Raw genomic sequence first — 19,088 nt, 5'->3', positions numbered from 1 at the left:
CGTGGTCATCTGGTCTGGATCAGGTGGGTCAGGCGGTGATGGACGATCGCCAGCAGCCGGTGTTTCGGCATCGACGGCTCGATCTGCTCGGCATCGAGCAGGGCGACGACGGCGGCCAGCCCTTGGATGTGCAACCGGAGTTGGTCGAGGGTCGCGGCCAACTCCAGTCGGAGCTGGCCGCATGCCCCGCAACGCTCACCGGTCACCGCTCGTCGGGGAACTTGTAGTTCTCGGCCTGCTGGGCACGGGCGCGGTGGACCTTGGCGAGGTCGGCGGCGTCCTTGGCGGCGTCGGGCTTGCCCTGGGCGGCGAACCGCTTAGCGGCACGCGCCAAACCGTCGGCGTGCCGACGATCCTGGGCGGCGGACTTGGCGAAGTCGGCTCGGGCTGCGGCCTTGTTGATCTTCTTCATGGCTACTTCGTTCCCTTCTCAGTGGTGTTCCCGTGGGTGGTGTTCTCGGTGGTCATGTGGTTGACGTGCTCGATGCGGCCGGTGGGCCAGTCGTGGAGCGCGGGGAGCTCGCGGGTGCCGGCGTAGGTGCCGTCGAGGCCGAACACGGGGCGGGAGTGCTCGTGGGATCCGCCGGCGTGGGCGATCGCGGCCAGGACGAGATCGAGAGCGTCGTGGTCCAGGCCGGTGACGAGGTCGCCTAGGCCGACCTTGGCCAGGCTCGGCTCTGCCAGCGAGGCGGCGATGTCCAGGACACGGCGTTCCCCGCCGGAGAGCTGACCGCCATCGGTGGGCACCATGTCGGCGCTGAACCAGTGGTGAGCGGCCTCGTGGTCGTGCTCGATCCAGGATCCGTGGAGGAGGCGGCCGTGGTTGAACCGGATCAGCAGCTCGACGGCCGCTTCCAGTGCGTACAGGCCACGGGCCCACTCCCGCAGGTCTTGGACGAGGTCGCCACGGCCCTCGGAGATCGGCGTGCTCATCAGGCCGCCGCCTCGGACCAGACCCGCTGGGTCGTGGTGATCTCGACCCACACATCGACCTCGGAGGAGGCGGCGACCTCCCAGCCGGCCCAGGCGTGCCGCACGAGCAGCCCGAGACCGTCCTCGGTGTCGGCGGTCATGTGCTCGGACAGGTGCAGGAACTCGGCGAGCTTGGCCGCGGCGTCGTAGCCGGCCGGGCGGATCGCCAGCCGTACCACCGGCCGCCTGCCAGAGGTGCCGACGACCTTGGCAACAGCCAGGTTCGGCTCGACGACGACGGAGAACCCATGCAGCTCGACGCTCGGGAGACCCTCCAGGAGAGTCGCAACCCAGGTCAGGTCCCAGGACTGGGCGGCGCTCATCGGATACCACCAACAGCGTCGGTGAAGGTCACGATCGCCGAGGTCGAGGCGGACTCGATGCCCGACAAGATCGGACCACCGATCGCAGTGGTTGCGCCCAGCGCAAGACCGGTGAGCGCTCCGAGGATGATCGCGGCGGGAGACATTCCCACCCACTTGATCGCGACAAAGACGGCGATCAGGAAGATGACGAGCAAAGGTGCAGCAACCATGACTGGTTTCCTTCCGAGAATCAGGCAGCCTCGGCCGGGTCGGCCGGGCTCGGGTTGACGAGGGTGTAGACAGGCGCGGCGGTGAGTGCCGCGTCGTGGTTGGCCTGCTGAACCAGCAAGAGCAACAGGGCACTCATCGCCCTGCGGTGCGCCCGCTTCGCAAGCACATCGGCGGGGCTGGTCAGTACGCGGCACTCCGCGTCGACTAGGTCGACGCCAGCGGCAATCAGCGGCATCTCCGCCTCGATCTCGTCGAGGTCTGCGGGCGTTGGTGCGGTGTCCATTGGTTGGTGCCTTCCGAAGAGATGGATGACATTGCCTTGCTGTGCACTAGGGTGCACTAGGGCAATCCGGATGTCAATGCCTCTACGCACACCAGGGCATTTGTGGTTACCTTGGAGGCATGATCAGCAGAGACAACGCGACCCCTCTTTCCGAGCAGGTCGCTGAGGACATCCGGCAGCGGGTGCGGGACGGCGAGTACGAGGTCGGCGCGAAGCTGCCCCCGCTCCGTGAACTTCGTGAGACGTACGGCGTTGCCGAGGTCACGGTTCACAACGCCATCCGCGAGCTGCAGCGCGAAGGCGTCCTCGTGTCGAGCACCGGCCGTGGCACGTATGTCAACGCGCTCCCAGAGACTAAGGAAGGCGTCGATGACGTCGACCAGCTCCGACGCGACGTCGCGAGCCTGTCGAGCCGCGTGGAGCGGCTGGAGAAGCTCGTGGGTGGCGCCGATTCGGCCGGTGTTTGACATGCCTCTAGTCAGCCGTGATCGAGCCGTTCTCACCATGAAGCGGTCGTGCAATCACAGTGCAATCCGCCGGCATCTCGCCGAGCAGGTGAAGGTGAGCCGATGACGAGCGTTGTCGAGTGGGGTGCACGGGAGGCCGACGCGCTCCGTGCCGCTCTGCGGCTCACCAATGAGGAGTTCGCCGAGCAGCTCGGGGTGTCGGTACGTTCGGTCGCGATCTGGCGAAAGGGCGGCGATGCCGCGATCTCGTTGCAGGTACAGCGGATCTTCGACACGGTCCTGGAGAGTGCGACGAACTCACAACGCGCGCGATTCGCCCAGCTGGCGGGTCTCAGCGGAGCGGCCGGCAATGCAGACGAGTTACGGAGCCGTCTCGATGCGGCGACAAACCTTCACAGCGCGCTCGGGTGGCTGCAGAGCGGCCGCGACGACGACGCAGCCGCAGGTGTGCTCGCTGCGGCAGCGCAGCTGGATGCGGCCGCGGGTTCTCGATGGCGTACGGCGGAGACCGATCGATCGGCAGTAGCAAAGAGGCTGCACCAGTACTACGCCGCCGGGTTCAGCGATCATTGGCCGGTGCGCGTAGGGCTCGGTGATACCGACATCGACCTCACGATCCTGAGCGCGGGGGAGTGGGTAGGCGGTCCGATCGATCTCCAGGCCGGCGAGGGCGCAACGCGCTTCGCGTACGACCACGCGGCCACTGTCGTGCCTCAGCCCGAGTCAGACGCCTGGCGTCGTGCCGCCGAAACCCGACTTGCTGAGTGCCTGGTCCAGGAGACGCGCTTCGTCGACGGCCAGCTCTACCGGATGACCGGATGGGAGTCGCAGCCTGACGGCGTGCGTACGTCCTTCGCGACGGGATCGTTCGCTCAGTACGCGCTTACGGTGGATCTCCTCGAAGCCGAGACCTTCGCGGCTGCGCAGAGTGGCAACGACGAACTCCCGCTGCGCGATCTGATGATGCCGACTGTGGAGTCCGTGCTCGCGCCGGGATCGCGCAACTGCATGGGTGGAGCGCTTGCGCTGACGGCGTTCGCGCGCCCGGCGCAGGGTCCGCGCCCGGCTGACTTCGCCCTGTTGATCCAGGAGCGCGGGTCGAAGGTTCTCAACGCGTCGGGCCGACTCGCTGTGATCCCAAAGTGCTTCCACGAGCCGACGTCGGAGCCGACCTGGGAAGTCAGCGTCGGGACCTCTCTTGCGAGAGAGCTCGAGGAGGAGCTTTTCGGCAAGGCGGAGGTCGATACGACACTCGACACGCGTCGAACGATAGACCCGATGCATCCGGACCTGCTGACCGGTCCGATGCGCTACCTGACTGAAGCAGGGTCGGACGCCTGGTCGATGGAGTGCACCGGATTCGGCTTCAACCTCCTCACCGGAAACTATGAATTTCCGTGTCTTGTCGCTGTGCACGACGAGGAGTTCTGGCAGCGTTGCGGAGGTGACGTCGAGAGCAACTGGGAGTCCGAGCGGATCATCCTCGTCTCGTCGCAGGACGAGGCCGGCCTGCGGGTTCTCGCTCACAACCCGGCGTGGTCGGACGAGGGCCTCTTCGCCTTCGTACTTGGCCTGCGACGCCTCCACGAACTGCACCCCGAGCGCGTAGCGCTTCCCCACTTCGAGATTGGATTCACCCAGTGACGACCGCCTCCGGCAACGCGTACGACGACGGCGCGGAGCGCCGCGGCTGGCTCATCGGCCACTTCATCAATCCTGAGACCAGCCTCCTTCACTCCACCGATGTCGAGGTTAAGTGGGGCACTCACCAAGCGGGGGAGGAGCGCCACGAGTGGACTGTCGCCGAGGAAGAGGTCCGGACGACCATGGTTTTGCTCCTTCGCGGCCATTTTGCTGTGCGCCTCGAGGATGGCGACCAGGAAATGAAGAGGGAGGGCGACTTCGTGGTGTTCGGTCCCGGCACGTCGCACTCGTGGCAGGCATTCGACGACTCAGTTGTCTTGACCGTCCGTTGGCCCTCCGTCGTTTGAACTGCGACCGCGGGTCTAGCGGCTGCTGTCGCGTGTGCAGTGGTCGCCGCGAGCGCAGAGTCGCTCACTTGCACGATCGCTGCAGGCGGGCTTGGTGCTCTGACGTCAGCTCTGAGCGGATAGATCGGCGTGAGCTTCAGGCGTGCCTACTTGTTGGCCCTCCCCGCAACTCCAGGCCTACTTGCCCGGGCCGCCGAGGCCTGGCGGTACTGTCCGCTGAACGGCTTGTCGAACAGATACAGGATCCCGATCGGCGCGACGATGCCATCGCAGCGGTGGCCTTCGTGTTGTAGAGAGCGTGCCAGACGTCATCTGTCGAAGAGCGGGTGCCGGGTCCCGCCGTCTCCGGCTAGTTCTCGCTTGGTGCTACCAACCAAGGAAACTCTGGATGGAAGCCGAAGCAAAGGAGGTGGACGAGATCGAGCTCGTAGATCTCCGCAGGCGTGATGTTCATGATCAGGTTCTACCCACACTCGCGCTTCTTAAACATTCTCGCGGTCAGGGTGGAAGCATGCTCGCCGCGGTTCGGAGCCGAATCTGCGTCACTTGAGACGACGGTCAAGCAGACGAGATGGACGCAGGGCGCGATTCTGCTACCTGCTAGGCCCGCGTGGTGCATCATGGCCGGATGACTACGGCCCGCGGTCTCAGTGACACTCTAGTTGGTGCCGCCCGCCTGACGAATGCTGGCTTCGAGCCGTTCGTGCTAGCAGGAAATCGTGGTTCAAACAAGACCGTGAAACGCGCCGCGCGAGAGTACTTCGATGACTATCTGCGACGCTACGTCGCGCTACTTGGCCGTGGCGAGATAGCAGCCACCGCCGTCCCTGAGGCAAGCCAACGTGACGTCCTAATTGTCGACACGGCATCGCGACCGCTTCGAGCGAACAGTGGCCTGGCAACACAAGGAAGTGGCCGTTCGGAACCGGGTGCGGCGGAAGGTAGACGAATCAGTGGAACGCGAGAAGAAAATGCATGACGGCGATCGGACAACTCGAAAGTGGCAGTCAGCCAAGCCGTTCCTCCTGAGCATTCCGGTACATATTGGTCTCTGGCTCGGCATAGGTTTAACCCTCACTGCATGCATTCTTTTGGGTCTCTGGGTCATGTTCGGCAAGCCTGACTTCCAAAATCAATCGACGACAGGCGTCGGCCCCGAAATGCTCTTCAACGCCTCAAAGTTGGCATTGGGAGTCGTCGCTGGGATGGGCGGCGTGGTCGCCCTGGTTGTCGCGACCCGGCGACAACGGTTGGGTGAAGCAGATCATGGCCGTCAGGAGCGCGCAACGGTACGAGACGAGACGCGACTATTTGCTGAGAGGTTTGCGCAGGCGACTCAACAACTAGGGTCAGATCAAGCTGCTGTTCGCGTCGCAGGAGTATATGCCCTCGCCGGACTTGCCGATGATTGGTCCACGGGGCGCCAGACGTGTGTGGACGTGCTGTGCGCGTATCTAAGAATGCCGTTTCGACTTCGGGAGGCCAGTTCCGGCAGTAGAAACTTGGAGGTCTTACAGGAGGCGACAGAAGACCCGGCTAGTGGTCGCATGGCGTACCCGGCGGGCGAGGAGCATGAAGTCCGCTCTACGATCCTTAGTGCGATGCAGCAGCGGATGAACCAGCATTCGGTGATTCGGTGGACCGGTCTGAACTTGGATTTCAAGGGCGCCATATTCGACGAGGCTGAATTCGAGGGGTTTATATTCGAAGGGTGTGATGTCGAGTTCGATGATTGCGTCTTTTTGGGAGCAACGTTCTTTGAACGATGCTCTGTTCTAATGACTCGAATATCGTTCAGGCGCTGCATCTACTTGGGGTCAGTTGCATTTACGTCGTGCCGATTTACTGATGCGAACGTTGACTTATTCGGTAAATTTGATTCCCTGTCGGCAGTTCTAAGTCTTGATGGATCGGTATTTGAGTCAGGGACAATTCAATTAATGGGACCACACGGCAATCTGAGGAATGTGGAGTTCACGGACACGGTACTCGCAGGCGGTCGTATAAGGATCCATGGATCGAATATGACAACTGGGACCGGCGTCTCGTTCAATAGGTCAACAATCGCAGGTGCGGACATTAGTTTTGAAAGTGGTACCTACGATAATGGCGTTATAAGTTTCAATGACGTGATATTCAGTGCTGGCGAAGTTACTTTCCAGGGTCACAGAATCGACCGCGACGCTGCCGTGCAGGGTCTTGCGGGAACGGAATTTTCCTTTGACGATGTAGATCTCTCGGGCGGGGGCATTGGCTTCGGCTTCTTCAATATTGAAGGAAGTCAAATTCATTTCGACCGCCTGTCCATGACCGGCGGAGTTATTCAGTTCGTTGACGTCACGCTTAAGGCTGGCGAAGTGAAACTGGATGCTCCAAATATCGCCGGCGGAGAAATCGATCTCGGAGACATAGGTGAGTCGGAGTCGGGACGGATAATCGCCGCCGCCGCCGGTGAGTTTCTTCGAAAGAGCTCTGCAAACGGAAGATTCTCCTTGGGTTAGTACCCCGCCCCAAGGATCGTCACCCAGGACCTGACGACGTCTTAGAGTCTTGCGACCGTCAGCGACTCCCGGCCACCAAGTGCTGTCGTGGGCAACACGAAAACCTCAAGGGAAGATTGACGAACCGCCCGCGGGAACTTTGGCGAAGCGATCGTCGAGGCCGGGCGGCGACCGCCTCTGGAGTCAGAGGCCTTCGCGCAGGTAGAGGTCACGCAACAGCCCGATCTCGCCGCCGTGATGCGCGACCTCGTTGAGGGCGTGCAACGCGAGCTTCAGGTAACGCTCATCGGCCCAGCCGCCGGGTCCGAAGCCCATCGGCGCCAGCAGGCGCTCGTCGCCGAGAGCCTCGATGCGAGAGACGAAGCGCTCCCAGTCTTCCGCCAGCGCTTGGACACCCTCCTTCGCGTCACCTGGCCACGCGAGGCGGTCGCCGAACTCCGGGACGTCCTCGAAGAAGTGGATCACGTAGCCCCGCAGGCAGCCGGTCCCGATGTGCATCATGCGCCAGGCGATTGTTGTGACGGGATCCGGCACGTCCGGGACCGGCTCGGGGAAGAGTTCGTCGACGCCGAAGGTGCCGTCCTTGCCGGGCCGGATGTTGAGACTGTCGTCGGCGGGCTCCCACAGGTACTCGGCGTCGGTCAGGCCCTCAAGACGGCTGAACAGCCGGAGTCGCACGCCTTCGAAGGTCGCGAGCAGATCGTGGGTGATGGGGTCAGACAAGTGAGGTCCAGGGCTCGGCGGATTCGGCGGGTAGAGGGATCTCTATTCTGCAGCCCGGGCCACGCCTTAGACGGCAGCCGGGCCAGCGGACAGTTTCGCGTCCACCCCGCACCAATCGCAATGGGAGAGCCGGTCCTACACGGAGACCGAGCACTGAAGTCGACCCACCTTGTAGATCTTGACGTTGACAATGAGTTGTCAACGTTCGCTGCATCCGACAGGAGTGCATCCCTGATCTGTAGTGCGACGCCGAGTCGGCCGGTCGCGGCGGGTGGCCCTGAAGTGAGCGGATCGTGTGTGCTGCCGGGCCGGTCCGGGGGTCTACTCCGCGGGTTCGATCAGGTCGCCGTGCATCCAGCAATGCCTAACTTCCCACTCGCCCGTGGCTGGCGTGTGACTGGCGTAGATGACGAGGCCCTCCCATTTCGAGACACCGCCACGATCCCGCTTCGGTCGCCACTCGAGCAGGATCGCGGGGTACCGGTCGGTGCCGAACCGAACAAAGCAGTGCCTCGGCGGACGAAATCGCCAGTCTTTCGCAGCCAGTTCGGGGATCGTGCTCACCCCATCAGGATAGAACACCTGTTCGAGGTAGCGAACGGGTGGCCGCCGCGGCTGCATCCGTTGTCTCGTACGTGAATACGACGCGGGCATGTTCGCATGAATGTCGAACGATTGTTCGATCTAGACGGAATCGGCCCGGGTCTGACCAGCGGATTTGCTGACCTGGAGGGCTGCCCTCCGCATGATCCCGCGGTGGCGTCACCAAGTCGCTTTCGGCATTATGAGTCCTCTGCTCTAACCGACTGAGCTAACGGCCCGCGCAGATCCTAGCGGGAGCGCATGGACGATCGGTCACCCCGGCGATGATCGAGCCCTTTCCGTCCAATCGGCGCATCACGACTCAGTCGTCGTAGTCGACGGTGACCGCCGGCGTGGTCGGACGGGACTGGCAGGTCAGCACGTGACCGGTCTCGACCTCGGCAGAGGACAGTGCGAAGCTCTGCTCCATCGCGACCGACCCCAGCGTCACCTTGGCCTTGCAGGTGCCGCAGGCTCCGCCGAGGCAGGCGTACGGCGCCTCGAGCCCGGCCTTCAACGCTGCCTCGAGAACGGTGTCGCCGGCCGCCAAGGGGACCTCGTGCTGTCGGCCGCGCAGACCGACGGTGACGGTGGCCGGGGCGAAGCCGTCGGCGACCCGGGGCTGCTGGTAGCCGTGGAAGAGCTCGACGTGGACGCGGTCCGCCTCGGCGCCGCGTTCGAGGAGCAGGTCGCGTAGATCGGCGACCATCTCGACCGGTCCGCACAGGAACCACTCGTCCACCGAGGCCGCGGCCAGGTGCGGCCCGAGCCACCGTTCGAGCTTGGCCCGGTCGATCCGACCGCGCAGATGTGCCGGGTGCCGCGGGTCGCGGGAACGTAGGTGGATGATCCGAAGGCGGTCGGCGTAGCGCGCCTCGAGGTCATCGAGCTCGTCGCGGAACATCGTGCTGTCGGCGTCCTGGTTGCCGTAGATCAGGGTGAAGCGGCTCTCGGTCTCGACAGCAAGCGTCGTCTGCAGGATCGAGAGGACGGGGGTGATTCCGCTGCCGGCGGCGATCGCCACATAGCTCCTGGCGGCGAGCGGGTCGACCGCGGTCCCGAACGACCCGGTCGGAGTCATCAGCTCGAGAGTGTCCCTGGCCTCCAGCTGTTCCATCGCGAAGGTGGAGAAGGCCCCGCCCGGGATGTGCTTGACGGCGATCGCCAGGGTGTCGGAGGTGGCCGAGGAGCAGATGGAGTAGTTGCGACGTACGCCCTCGCCACCGAGGTCGGTGCGGACGGTGATGTGCTGACCGGGTTCGAAGGAGAACTTCTCGCGCAGCTCGTCAGGCACGTCGAAGCGGATCAGCACGCTGTCGTGGGTCAGCCGCTCGACGCCTGCGACCGGGACCGGGTGGAACTCGGCGGCACGAGCCGAGGATCGCCTCGGCATCCGCACCGGGAGGAGCCGGGCCATCTTGCCGTTCAGTGTCTTCCACTCGCGGTACTCCTCCGCGTCGAGCTGATGGCCGAAGACGGTGCCGATCGCCGCATCCCGCTCGAGGTAGGCCTCCTCGTTGCGGCGCCAGGCCGCGACGTAGCGGTAGAACGGGATCGAGGGATGCAGGTGGTGGACGAGGTGGTAGTTCTGCGAGAGGAGCAGGGGAGTCAGGACCCATTCGGAGCCGACCCGGTTACGGGTGGCGCGGTAGCGGTTCTCCTGCTGGGTGTCCTCGAGGTCGTGGTGCGGCAGCCAGTCGAACCACCAGGCCAGCACGAACATCGCGAGCCGCTCGGGGATCAGATACAGGACCGCCAGCGTCCACAGATGTCCGGTGAAGCCCGCGGCGACGATCACGGCGATCGTCGTGACCATCAGGAAGACCGTCTCGAGCACCTCCGCCCGCGGACGCCGCCGAACATTGCGCACCAGGAAGGACAGGTACGGCACGTCCATCAGCGGGAACCGGAAAGGGACCTGCCACCACGGAGCGCCACTGACGAAGTGGTCGGGGTCGTTGTCGTCGTCGTTGGTGTTGCGGTGGTGCTCGATGTGGATGAACGCGAACGACCTGAACGAGATCAGCGGCGAGACGAAGAGCATCGCGACCCGGCCGAAGGCCACGTTGACCCAGCGGTGGGTGCTGATCGAGTAGTGCGCGGCGTCGTGCAGCACGGTGAACAGCACGAAGATCGCCGCTGCACTGAGCAGGACCGTCACCGGGACGGGAAGCCGTTCGGCCAGCGCCGCCCAGGTCGAGACCGCGAAGACCGCGATCGCGCCGGAGAAGATGCCCACGATGGGCCAGGAGATCGTCGGGACCTTCTCGCCCGGGTCGGGGAGCGCGTGGCGGCTGGCTGCGGGTTGCTCCGTCGTAGTTGACATGCTCGAAACGTACGAACCGCGAGCGGCACCCCGCGAGAGGTGCCGAGCCCATGTCGATGTGCGCGCAGCACATCCGGCACAAACCCGGTCAGGCCTGGTCAGGCTCCGGTGCGAGCACGAGCGGCCCCAGCACACCCGCCAGACGCAACGCGGCATGCAGCTCGGCAACCCGCTCGGTCGCGGGAAGCCCGCGTCGTTCCTCGGCCCGGCGAACACGCTGCAGCACCGTGTTGCGGTGTACGCCGAGCTCGTCGGCCGCGGCCGCCAGGCCACCCTGTGCGTCGAGCACCGCGAGCAACGCCCGCCGCTCTTCCTCCTCGCGGCGCCCGGTGACCGCCAGGCCGCCGAGCTCGGCCGCGACAAAGGCGCGGGTCAGGTCGAGGTCGCCACTCATCGTGTCCACCAGCGCCAGCTCGGCGTACGGCGTGACTGCTGCACCGCGACCTGCGAGCTCGATGATCCGCCGGCCGCGCTGCGCCTGGACATGAGAGTCGCGGAAGCCGGCGGCACCCTGGGCCGGCGTGCCGAGCGTGGCCCGGACCGTGTCCGGGATCTTCCCGGCCAAAGGCTTGAGGTCCGTCGGTGCGACGCCAGGAGCACCTGTCGTGGAGACCCAGCCCCACAGTGCCCGAGCGCCGTCCGGGACGAGCAGGGGATGGGGTGAGCCGAAGTGGGCCCCCACGGTCTCACCCACCCGCGCCAGATCGACGTCGTCGCTGTCGGTCCAGCAGACGAAGCCGGTCTGCCATCCGGTGAGCCGGTGGGACAAGGTGCGCTCCGCGCGGCGGAGATCGATCCGTCCACCCGCGATCAGGGTGCGGACCGCATCCGTCCGCGCCGCGCGCGCCTGGGTCTGGATCCGGTCGAGCTCTGCGACGTACTCGGCGGCGACCTCGCTGGAGATGCGGTCGACGTAGGCGAAGGCGTAGTGCTGCAGGTGTGCCACCACCGCCAGGGCGAGGGCCGGGTCCGGCATCGAGTCGTTGATCCCGGTGAGGATCCGTTCGCTGAAGTAGGCATGGCCGATCCGGTAGAAGCGCAGCATCACGTCGACGCTGTAGCCCCGTCCGGCCATCGCGCGCGCATGCTCGAGCGCGGTGACCGGCGCCGAGGCCGCGCTCACGTCGATACCGTGCCGCACCATCGACAGCGCGGCCTCGAGGTTGGATGAGCACGACCCCAACGTCAGACCACGAAGCTCCTCATCAGCGCTCGCCTCCGGGATCCGCTCGAGGATGTAGGCGAGCATGTCATCGGCGTACGACGCCACGTGCCCCAGCAGGTCGGCAGCGGTTCGGCGCAGCTCGATCACCACCGACTCGGGCAGGTCTTCCTGCTGTCCCGCGCTGGCCCCCATGTCCGGAGACTATCCAGCGCTCTGCCCCGGTGGGTGGCACGAATTCAGACATGTGAGGTATGTCGCGTGGCGCGACGGGTACCTCCGGGGGTACGTGGGTGGTTGGAGGGCCGCCCGAGGAGGGAGCACCAACATGTCTGTCACCACACGCGTGGGCACCGCTGTCGCGGCGGGGTACGTGCTCGGGCGATTCAAAAAGCTTCGACTCGCCGTGATCGTCGGGTCGGCGCTCAGCAACAGCGCCGTACGCGACCGCAGCCTCGAGCTGCTGAAGATCGGTACTCAGAGCCTTGGCGGCTCGCCGGACGTACAGAAGCTCGGACAGCAGGTCAGCGGAAAGCTCGTCACGGCTGGTAAGGCGGCCGCGGTCGCCGCGGCCGCGGGCCAGATCGACAAGCTCAGCGATCGGTTGCACGAGCGAAGCACGCTCTGGAGCGCGTCGTCGTCCGATGCGGACGCCGACCAGGACGCCGACGAGGACACCGACGAGGTTCCGGAGGACGAGGAGCCCGAGGACGAGTACGAAGCCGAAGACGAAGCCGAAGACGAGGCCGAGGGTGAGGAGCCTGAGGACGAGTACGAGGAAGAGCCTGAGGACGAGGCTGAGGAGGAGCCCGAGGACGACGAAGAAGCGGAGGAAGAGCCCGAGGACGAGTACGAAGACGAGCCCGAGGACGAGGCGGACCAGCAGGACGAGGACGACGAAGAGGAGAAGCCGCGCCGGCGCGCGCGGAGCTCCCGTCGCCGGCGCGCAGGTGCGCCGACAGGAGGTGCCTGAGTCATGACGGAACAGACTCACAAGAAAGCGGCAGCCGACACGGAGGACTCGGGCCTTCTGTCCCAGCTCCCCGTCGATCGGCTGCGTAAGGAGGCCCTGGGTCTCAGCCGCGCCTTCGGGAAGCGGAGCCTGAGCAAGCTGGGCAGCGGCGTCGAGGGGCTCACTGACCGACTGACCGGCTTCGCCGACGGTGTCCCCACGAAGAAGACCGTGAAGGCGGGGGCGAAGGCGGCCGTCGACAAAGTCACGGCTCCGGTCGGCAAGGTGAAGAACACCACCGCCCAGGTCAAGGACACGGCGACTCAGGTCAAGGACACCGTTGACAAGGTCTCGGGCGGTCTCAACAAGAGCGAGCATCCCACCGGCAAGAAGCTCAAGGTGACCAACATCGTCGAGACGGTCGACGTACCCGTCAGCCGGGACGTCGCCTACGAGCAGTGGACCCAGTTCGAGGAATTCCCGTCGTTCATGAAGAAGGTCGAGAACGTCAAGCAGGAGGACGACCAGGTCTTGACGTGGCAGGCCCAGGTGTTCTGGTCCCACCGCACGTGGAAGGCCACCATCCTCGACCAGGTCCCGAACGAGCACATCGTGTGGAAGAGCGAGAGCGAGAAGGGACGCGTCGACGGCGCCGTCACCTTCCACGAGCTCGCGCCGAACCTGACCCGGATCCTGGTCTCGCTCGAGTACCACCCCAAGGGCCTCTTCGAGCACACCGGAAACCTCTGGCGGGCCCAGGGGCGTCGAGTGCGCCTGGAGATGAAGCACTTCCGGCGGCATGTGGCCAACCACACGCTTCTCCACCGCGACGAGATCGAAGGGTGGACGGGCGAGATCCACGACAAGGAGGTCGTGGACGACGGTTCCGGCGAGGGCTCGGAGAACGGGCAGAAGAACGGCTCGGAGAAGTCGTCGTCGGGCAGCAAGCCGGGCAACGGGTCTTCCAACAACAGGTCTTCCGGGAACGGGTCGTCCGGTGACAAACCGCAGGCGAAGAGGTCGACCGCCAAGAAGACCGCGGCCAAGAAGACTGCGGCCAAGAAGCCGGCAGCCAAGAAGTCCGCTGCCAAGCAGCCGGCGGCCAAGAAGACCACGAGCACGCAGCGCCCGACGAAGCAGAGCGCGAGCAAGCAGAGCGCAAGCAAGCGGAGTCCGAGGAAACAGAGCGCCAGCAAGCAGAGCACGAGCAGGCGTACGTCCTCACGCTCCTCCACGAAGGCATCCTGACCATGGCCGAGAACGACGAACGCCGTGTCCAGGAGCTCGAGCGCGACGTCGAGGAGCTCATGGTGGAGGTCGATCGCTATCGGACCGCCACCGAGGACGCCTTGCAGCAGCTCGACTGGTGCATCGGCTACTTCGTCGGGTGCGGGAAATCCGGCCTGGCGAGGTCGCTCGGCGCCAACCGGGCGTACATCCGCAGGCACGTACTGAAGCGGGCCGAGCAACCTGTGCCCGCCGGCACTCCGGCAGAAAGCGACTGAGTCATGACCATCACCCAGCAGAACCGGTATCTCGACCGCCCGGCGCCGAGCAGTCTCGCCGACGTCATCGACACGATCCTCGACAAGGGTCTGGTGATCGACATCTACGTGCGCGTCTCGCTCGTCGGCATCGAGCTGCTGACGATCGACGCACGCATCGTGATCGCCAGCGTCGACACCTACCTCCGCTTCGCCGAGGCGGTGAATCGGCTGGACCTCACCGACACCCAGACGCACGGCATCCCGGAGCTGATCGAGGGGGTGACCGAGTCCGGGGCCAAGGGGAAGACATCCGGCGCGATCGAAGGAGCCAAGGAGAAGCTCGGGAGCATTCTCGGCAGCGACGATGAGGACTCCGACAAGGACGCCGACAAGGACGCCGACAAGGACGACGACGAGCACGAAGGTCAGGGTCGCAAGCAGCCGGCTCGACGCACTCGGAAGAGCACGTCAAGGCAGACCAAGGAGAAGGAGGACTGACCGTGCCTGTCCACGTCTACGGAGTCACGGACACCTCGGTCACGATCCCCACGGACCGGACGGGGCGGTCGAAACGTCCGCTGCGCCATATCGACGGCGGCGACCTTCGGGTGCTCGTCAGCGATGTGGACGACGACTCGCGCGTGCTGCGCGAGGACCTGATGGCACACGCTCATACGCTCGAGGCGGTGGCCACCCTCGGGACGGTGCTGCCCATGCAGTTCGGCGTCGAGATGCCGGACGACGACACCGTGCGCCACGAGCTGATCGAGAGCCGCGGTGACGAGATCCGCCCCCTCCTGGAACGGTTCGAGGGCCTGCTGCAGCTCACCGTCGCGGTCGACCTGATCGAGCAGGAAGCGCTCAAAGAGGTGCTGCGGCGGGACCCCGATCTCGTCGCGCTGCGCGACCACGTACAGCGAGCCGCCCCGCAGGACCGGCACTCGGCGGAGGTACGCCTGGGCGAGGCCATCGCGGGCGCGCTCGAAGCGCTGCGGGCCGAGGTCGGCGACGGCGTCGTCGACCGGGTTGCCCCGACCGCCCGTGCCGTCTCCCTCGGCGAGGTCCGCGGAGCGCTGCAGGCCGCCGAGGTGTTCCTGCTGGTCGAGCGCGACCGGCAGAGCGAGCTCGACGCCACGGTCACCACGCTGCGCGATGACCTGGCGCCGCTGGCGTCGCTTCGCTATGTCGGCCCGCAACCGCCGTACGCGTTTCTCGACGCTGCCTCGTCGGGAGAACTCTCATGGGCCTGATCACGCAGCTGCTGACTCTGCCCATCGCGCCCGTACGCGGCGTGGTCTGGGTGGCAGAACAGATTCGCGAAGAGGCCGAGAGCCAGTACTTCGACCCGGCCACGATCCAAGCCGCGCTCGAGGATGTCGACGCCCGCCGGGAGGCCGGCCTGTTGACCGAGGAGGAGGCCGCCGATCTCGAGGAGGTTCTCGTGCAGCGTCTGATGACCGGAGGCTGGCATGAATGAGCCCCGCAAACCCACCCTGTCCTCGATCGCCGAGCACGTGCTCGAAGAGCTCGAGGCACTCGTGGGATGTCCCGCCGAGGGCGTCACGGCAATCCGTCGCGACGACGACGGCTGGGTCGTCAACGCCGACATCCTCGAGTTGGAACGAGTCCCGGAGACGACCGATGTCCTTGCCTCCTACGAGGTGACCGTCGACCCGGAGGGCGAGATCACGGGCTATCGCCGTGTCCACCGCTACGTCCGAGCCCAAGTGGAGGAGCGATGACCGAGACTCAGCGCTCACCGATGTTCGTGAGCAACCGGCCCCAGTCCTCACCCGAGAGCCTCGCCGACGTGCTCGAGCGTGTCCTCGACAAAGGCATCGTCATCGTCGGTGACATCCAGGTCCGGCTGCTCGACATCGAGCTGCTCACCATCAAGGTGCGACTCATGGTGGCCTCCGTCGACAAGGCCCGCGAGATGGGTATCAACTGGTGGGAGGGCGACCCGTTCGTCAGCAACCTCGAGGATCAGCAGAAGCAGGACGAGGAGCTCGACCTCCGTCGGCGGCTCGAGGCGCTCGAGCGCAGCGTCGGCGGGCAGAGCGGGATCGTGGAAGATGAGACGAGACGTGAACGTAGATGACGCGACCTTTGTCGTTCATGCGTACGGACTCATCCAGGGTGACGAGCCCCGGCCCATGCCTGACCACGGGATCGCGAACGCGGACATTCGCACCATCCCGTTCCACCGCCTCGAGGTGGTCGTCAGCGATCTGGCGGCCGCATCCTTCGGCGAGGCCGCCTGGGCGGAGCACGGCGAGGACACCCGTTGGCTCACGCCCGTCGCCGCTGCCCACCACGAGGTGCTCCAGCACCTGGTCGAGCACGGTGACGTGCTGCCACTGCAGCTGCCCGGCATCTACCCGAGCGATGAGGTGCTGGTCGATGCCTTGGACTCGAGTCGCCGGGACCTCGAACGCGCCTGGCGGTTCCTGGCCGGACACGTCGAGTGGTCCCTCCAGATCTTCCCGACCTCGCCTCCACCCACGCCCGCGGCGACCGCACCCCGCAGCGGGCGCGAATACCTCGAACGGCGCCGGTCCCAACAGAGTGCCCGGGACGAGGTACGACGACAGCGCGAGCTCCTCGTGATGGACACCCATGAGGCGTTGGTTCGCGAGGCGACCGCGAGCGTGGTCAGGGCGCCGTTGGACAGCGCGGTGACCGGCCGAGAAGAGCCGATGCTGCTCAACAGCGCCTACCTCGTACCCCGCCAGGAGGAGCAGCGCTTCCTCCAGGTCGCCGAGGAGCATCACCACCAGCTGGTCGCGACCGCCGGCATGCGGCTCGAGGTCACCGGTCCGTGGCCGCCGTACAGCTTCGTCGGTGCGGCGGACCAGAACGGCGACGACCTGACCAGGACGGCGCCGTGACGCTCGAGCACTCCCCGGTCCCCGACGACACCGCACTCATCGACCTCGTCGACCGCCTGATCGACGGCGGTGTCGTGGTGGGTGGCGACATCGTCCTCTCGCTCGCCGGGGTCGACCTCGTCTATGTGGGCCTGCGCCTGGTTCTCGCCCCGGCCCACAAGGTTTCGCTACCCGGTTCCTGGAGGCAGCCATGATGCTCCTCTACGCCGTGGCAGCCACGGACAGCGCAGACGAAACGGTCGACACCCCGCTGCAAGCACACCGCTCCCGCGGGCTCACCGTCTTCGTCGAGCCGAGAACCCAGCCACCCGAGCGGTCGATGCACGAGCTGCTCGGGTTCGGACGAGCGCTCCACCAGCTGTGGTCGTACTTCCCCGTGCTGCCGATGCGCTTCGGGACGGTCGTGAGCGACAGCGATGAGCTGGACCAGCTGGTTGCGGAGCGCGAGAGCGAGTGGACCGACCGGATCGCCGCCGTCACCGGATGCAGCGAGTGCATCGTCCACCTCCCCCTGCCCGAACGTGTCCCCGAACGTGTCAAGGACGAGCAGACGGGTTCGGACTATCTCCGCCGGCGCGCGAAGGAGCTGAAGCAGCATGATGCCGAGGCCGCGGAGCTGCGGGCGTTGCTCGCTCCCTACACCTCCGAGATCACGAAGCTCACGGCGATCCGTCCGCAGGAGGCTCGGCTGTCGGTCCTGCTTCCAGACGAGCACGTGGAGGCTGCCCGGGCAGCCATCCGAGATTGGGGCGAGAGCCGGCCCGGGGTGACGGTCACCGGCCCGTGGCCACCGTTCAGCTTCTGTCAGGAGGAGAGCCCGTGACGCGGCCCGACAAGGCAGATCCATGGCCCCTGGACCTGGACGGGGAGACCGACCTGCCCTCCGCCTTGAGCAGACGCATAGATGCGGATCCGGAATCCGTCGAGAAGGGGCTCGTACAGCTCGTGCTCACCCTCGTCGAGCTGCTCCGGCAGCTGATGGAGCGCCAGGCGATCCGCCGCATGGATGCGGGAGGCCTGAGCGAGGAGGACATCGAGCGGCTGGGTCAGACCCTGATGCTGCTGGACGAGAGGATGACCGAGCTGCGCGACCACTTCGGGCTCACCCCGGAGGATCTCAACATCGACCTGGGCCCGCTGGGCAAGCTTCTCTGAGGAGTTGGCGCTCAGCCCTCGCGGTCGATGAGGTATTTCCCGTCGGCGTAGACGAGGCCCAACGTCACCGTGCCGCCGTCCTGGCGGCCGTCCTTCATCGAGTATTTGTAGGTGTAGGTCACCTTGAGCGGGTCGACGCTGGGGGAGACAGAGACGACGCTGGTGCTCGCGACGCTGCCCCACCAATCGCGGTAGCCCTCGATCCCGCCGCTGCTCGCTTGGAACGCGGGAGTCAGCATCGAGCCAAAGGCACTGTCGGGGTTCTCGGGCGCGGTGGCGAGATAGCTGCGGATGAAGGCGTCGATCCCCTCGGAGGTCGGGCCGGCGGTCTCGCTGGCCGAGGGGCTCTCGCTCGGAGACTCGCTGGCCGTCTCGCTGGGTGACGCCTCCTCGGAGGCCTCCTCCGACTCCTCGTCGTCTGCGTCGTCGTTGGCCTCGTCGGTCGCCTCCGACAGCGGCGATCCGGACGCGACCGGCTTCGGTTTCGCACTCGGCTCCTCGCCGCGGTTGGCCCACAGCGCTCCGCCGACCGCCAGCACCAACGCGGCAGCGGCGACGAGCGCGATCGGCCACCAGCGACGTTGCGTCGAGGTGGTGGTCGACTGTGTCTTTCCCGGAGGCGTGGCCGGGGCCGGGGCCGGCGCCGCGACCGCGGCGAGCGTCTGCGTACGCAGCGCCACCGGCTCCAGCTTCTCGGCCGCCAACCGCCCTGCCAGGAAGTCCACGACGTCCTCGGCCGACCACCGCTCGGCGGGGTCGTAGGCCATCGTGTGCTCCAGCAGCGGAGCGAGCCGACCGGCCAGCGGCGTACGCGGCGGGTCCTCGTGCACCACCCGATACAGCGTCGCCAGCGCGTTGTCGCCGATCCCGTAGGGAGGCTCACCCGTCAGTGCCTGGAAGAGCGTGGCCCCCAGCGACCACATGTCGCTGGCCGGGTTGGCCCGCCCACCGGTGGCGATCTCAGGAGCCAGGTACGCCGGCGAGCCGGTGACCTGCCCGGTCTGTGTCGTCTGGGAGTCGACGCCGCGCGCGATCCCGAAGTCGGTCAGCTTGGCGCGCT

Annotated in this window: 27 protein-coding genes (1 of these 27 running past the window's edge); 16 read left to right on the top strand and 11 right to left on the bottom strand. The window is 66.0% G+C overall.

Features of this window, described 5'->3' with window-relative positions:
• Positions 1-5: 5 nt before the first annotated feature.
• The 6 genes from OG801_RS05775 to OG801_RS05750 are packed head-to-tail and all read right to left on the bottom strand — an operon-like array spanning position 6 to position 1,791.
• Entirely contained in the window at positions 6-206 is a 201-nt protein-coding gene (locus OG801_RS05775) for a hypothetical protein (protein ID WP_406034385.1), read from the bottom strand.
• On the bottom strand, positions 203-412 hold the full coding sequence (locus OG801_RS05770; RefSeq protein ID WP_406034384.1) for a hypothetical protein: 210 nt from the start codon (positions 410-412) through the stop codon (positions 203-205). The genes OG801_RS05775 and OG801_RS05770 overlap by 4 nt, the downstream gene beginning before the upstream one ends.
• Before the next feature lie 2 nt (positions 413-414).
• Entirely contained in the window at positions 415-933 is a 519-nt protein-coding gene (locus OG801_RS05765) for a hypothetical protein (protein WP_406034382.1), read from the bottom strand.
• Positions 933-1,295 carry a hypothetical protein gene (locus OG801_RS05760; RefSeq protein WP_406034381.1) on the bottom strand — a complete coding sequence of 121 codons (363 nt, stop codon included), beginning with the start codon at positions 1,293-1,295 and terminating at the stop codon, positions 933-935. The genes OG801_RS05765 and OG801_RS05760 overlap by 1 nt, the downstream gene beginning before the upstream one ends.
• A complete protein-coding gene (locus OG801_RS05755) occupies positions 1,292-1,507 on the bottom strand; it encodes a hypothetical protein (protein ID WP_406034379.1) in 216 nt (71 codons plus the stop codon). Before OG801_RS05755 ends, OG801_RS05760 begins: the two co-directional genes overlap by 4 nt.
• A 20-nt stretch (positions 1,508-1,527) precedes the next feature.
• A complete protein-coding gene (locus OG801_RS05750) occupies positions 1,528-1,791 on the bottom strand; it encodes a DUF6284 family protein (RefSeq protein ID WP_406034377.1) in 264 nt (87 codons plus the stop codon).
• Positions 1,792-1,910: 119 nt separating this feature from the next.
• Between OG801_RS05750 and OG801_RS05745 the strand changes: the two genes are divergently transcribed.
• From OG801_RS05745 to OG801_RS05730, 4 genes are all read left to right on the top strand, one after another.
• Positions 1,911-2,258: a GntR family transcriptional regulator gene (locus OG801_RS05745; protein ID WP_406034375.1), complete on the top strand. Its 348-nt coding sequence runs from the start codon at positions 1,911-1,913 to the stop codon at positions 2,256-2,258.
• A 102-nt stretch (positions 2,259-2,360) separates the two neighbouring features.
• Positions 2,361-3,902, top strand: a complete 1,542-nt coding sequence (locus OG801_RS05740; protein ID WP_406034373.1) for a hypothetical protein — start codon at positions 2,361-2,363, stop codon at positions 3,900-3,902.
• Positions 3,899-4,249, top strand: coding sequence for a signal peptidase I (locus OG801_RS05735; protein WP_406034371.1), 351 nt, complete (start codon positions 3,899-3,901; stop codon positions 4,247-4,249). Before OG801_RS05740 ends, OG801_RS05735 begins: the two co-directional genes overlap by 4 nt.
• Positions 4,250-5,202: 953 nt before the next feature.
• Positions 5,203-6,750 (top strand): hypothetical protein, encoded by a 1,548-nt coding sequence (locus OG801_RS05730; RefSeq protein WP_406034369.1) that lies wholly within the window; start codon positions 5,203-5,205, stop codon positions 6,748-6,750.
• Positions 6,751-6,933: 183 nt separating this feature from the next.
• Here the strand turns inward: OG801_RS05730 and OG801_RS05725 are convergent, their stop codons facing one another.
• From OG801_RS05725 to OG801_RS05710, 4 genes are all read right to left on the bottom strand, one after another.
• Positions 6,934-7,473 carry a DinB family protein gene (locus OG801_RS05725; RefSeq protein WP_406034367.1) on the bottom strand — a complete coding sequence of 180 codons (540 nt, stop codon included), beginning with the start codon at positions 7,471-7,473 and terminating at the stop codon, positions 6,934-6,936.
• Between the two features lie 321 nt (positions 7,474-7,794).
• A complete protein-coding gene (locus OG801_RS05720; RefSeq protein WP_406034366.1) occupies positions 7,795-8,037 on the bottom strand; it encodes a hypothetical protein in 243 nt (80 codons plus the stop codon).
• Positions 8,038-8,377: 340 nt separating this feature from the next.
• Complete coding sequence (locus tag OG801_RS05715) at positions 8,378-10,381, bottom strand: fatty acid desaturase (protein ID WP_406034364.1); 2,004 nt, start codon at positions 10,379-10,381, stop codon at positions 8,378-8,380.
• Between the two features lie 88 nt (positions 10,382-10,469).
• Positions 10,470-11,738, bottom strand: a complete 1,269-nt coding sequence (locus tag OG801_RS05710) for a helix-turn-helix domain-containing protein (RefSeq protein WP_406034362.1) — start codon at positions 11,736-11,738, stop codon at positions 10,470-10,472.
• On the opposite strand from OG801_RS05710, the gene OG801_RS05705 reads away from it, so the two are divergent.
• From OG801_RS05705 to OG801_RS05650, 12 genes are read left to right on the top strand one after another with little or no spacing between them, the layout of a single operon-like run.
• Positions 11,737-12,516, top strand: coding sequence for a hypothetical protein (locus tag OG801_RS05705; protein ID WP_406034360.1), 780 nt, complete (start codon positions 11,737-11,739; stop codon positions 12,514-12,516). The genes OG801_RS05710 and OG801_RS05705 overlap by 2 nt on opposite strands.
• 3 nt (positions 12,517-12,519) lie before the next feature.
• Complete coding sequence (locus OG801_RS05700; RefSeq protein WP_406034358.1) at positions 12,520-13,743, top strand: SRPBCC family protein; 1,224 nt, start codon at positions 12,520-12,522, stop codon at positions 13,741-13,743.
• A gap of 2 nt (positions 13,744-13,745) precedes the next feature.
• Positions 13,746-14,000, top strand: a complete 255-nt coding sequence (locus OG801_RS05695) for a hypothetical protein (protein WP_355021772.1) — start codon at positions 13,746-13,748, stop codon at positions 13,998-14,000.
• 3 nt (positions 14,001-14,003) lie between these two features.
• The gene (gene gvpJ / locus OG801_RS05690; protein WP_406034356.1) at positions 14,004-14,480 is read left to right on the top strand and encodes a gas vesicle protein GvpJ; all 477 of its coding nucleotides are present in this window, start codon (positions 14,004-14,006) and stop codon (positions 14,478-14,480) included.
• Positions 14,481-14,482: 2 nt separating this feature from the next.
• Positions 14,483-15,232, top strand: a complete 750-nt coding sequence (locus tag OG801_RS05685; protein ID WP_406034354.1) for a GvpL/GvpF family gas vesicle protein — start codon at positions 14,483-14,485, stop codon at positions 15,230-15,232.
• On the top strand, positions 15,223-15,459 hold the full coding sequence (locus OG801_RS05680; RefSeq protein ID WP_406034352.1) for a gas vesicle protein GvpG: 237 nt from the start codon (positions 15,223-15,225) through the stop codon (positions 15,457-15,459). The genes OG801_RS05685 and OG801_RS05680 overlap by 10 nt, the downstream gene beginning before the upstream one ends.
• The gene (locus OG801_RS05675; protein ID WP_406034350.1) at positions 15,452-15,724 is read left to right on the top strand and encodes a gas vesicle protein; all 273 of its coding nucleotides are present in this window, start codon (positions 15,452-15,454) and stop codon (positions 15,722-15,724) included. Before OG801_RS05680 ends, OG801_RS05675 begins: the two co-directional genes overlap by 8 nt.
• Complete coding sequence (locus tag OG801_RS05670) at positions 15,721-16,083, top strand: gas vesicle protein (RefSeq protein WP_406034348.1); 363 nt, start codon at positions 15,721-15,723, stop codon at positions 16,081-16,083. The genes OG801_RS05675 and OG801_RS05670 overlap by 4 nt, the downstream gene beginning before the upstream one ends.
• The gene (locus tag OG801_RS05665) at positions 16,070-16,873 is read left to right on the top strand and encodes a GvpL/GvpF family gas vesicle protein (protein ID WP_406034347.1); all 804 of its coding nucleotides are present in this window, start codon (positions 16,070-16,072) and stop codon (positions 16,871-16,873) included. The genes OG801_RS05670 and OG801_RS05665 overlap by 14 nt, the downstream gene beginning before the upstream one ends.
• Entirely contained in the window at positions 16,870-17,067 is a 198-nt protein-coding gene (gvpJ, locus tag OG801_RS05660; protein WP_406034346.1) for a gas vesicle protein GvpJ, read from the top strand. Before OG801_RS05665 ends, gvpJ (OG801_RS05660) begins: the two co-directional genes overlap by 4 nt.
• Complete coding sequence (locus OG801_RS05655; RefSeq protein ID WP_406034345.1) at positions 17,064-17,696, top strand: GvpL/GvpF family gas vesicle protein; 633 nt, start codon at positions 17,064-17,066, stop codon at positions 17,694-17,696. Before gvpJ (OG801_RS05660) ends, OG801_RS05655 begins: the two co-directional genes overlap by 4 nt.
• Positions 17,693-18,028: a gas vesicle protein K gene (locus OG801_RS05650; protein ID WP_406034343.1), complete on the top strand. Its 336-nt coding sequence runs from the start codon at positions 17,693-17,695 to the stop codon at positions 18,026-18,028. Before OG801_RS05655 ends, OG801_RS05650 begins: the two co-directional genes overlap by 4 nt.
• A gap of 11 nt (positions 18,029-18,039) precedes the next feature.
• Here OG801_RS05650 and OG801_RS05645 read toward each other — a convergent pair whose 3' ends face one another.
• Positions 18,040-19,088: the 3' portion of a serine/threonine-protein kinase gene (locus OG801_RS05645; RefSeq protein ID WP_406034341.1), read on the bottom strand. Its footprint extends 412 nt past the window's final position; only the last 1,049 of its 1,461 coding nucleotides appear in the window; the start codon falls outside the window, past its right edge — the gene reads right to left on this strand; its stop codon occupies positions 18,040-18,042.

This window comes from Nocardioides sp. NBC_00163, assembly GCF_045206295.1.
Classification (GTDB): Bacteria; Actinomycetota; Actinomycetes; order Propionibacteriales; family Nocardioidaceae; genus Nocardioides.
This window is presented reverse-complemented; position numbering and strand designations above follow the sequence as displayed.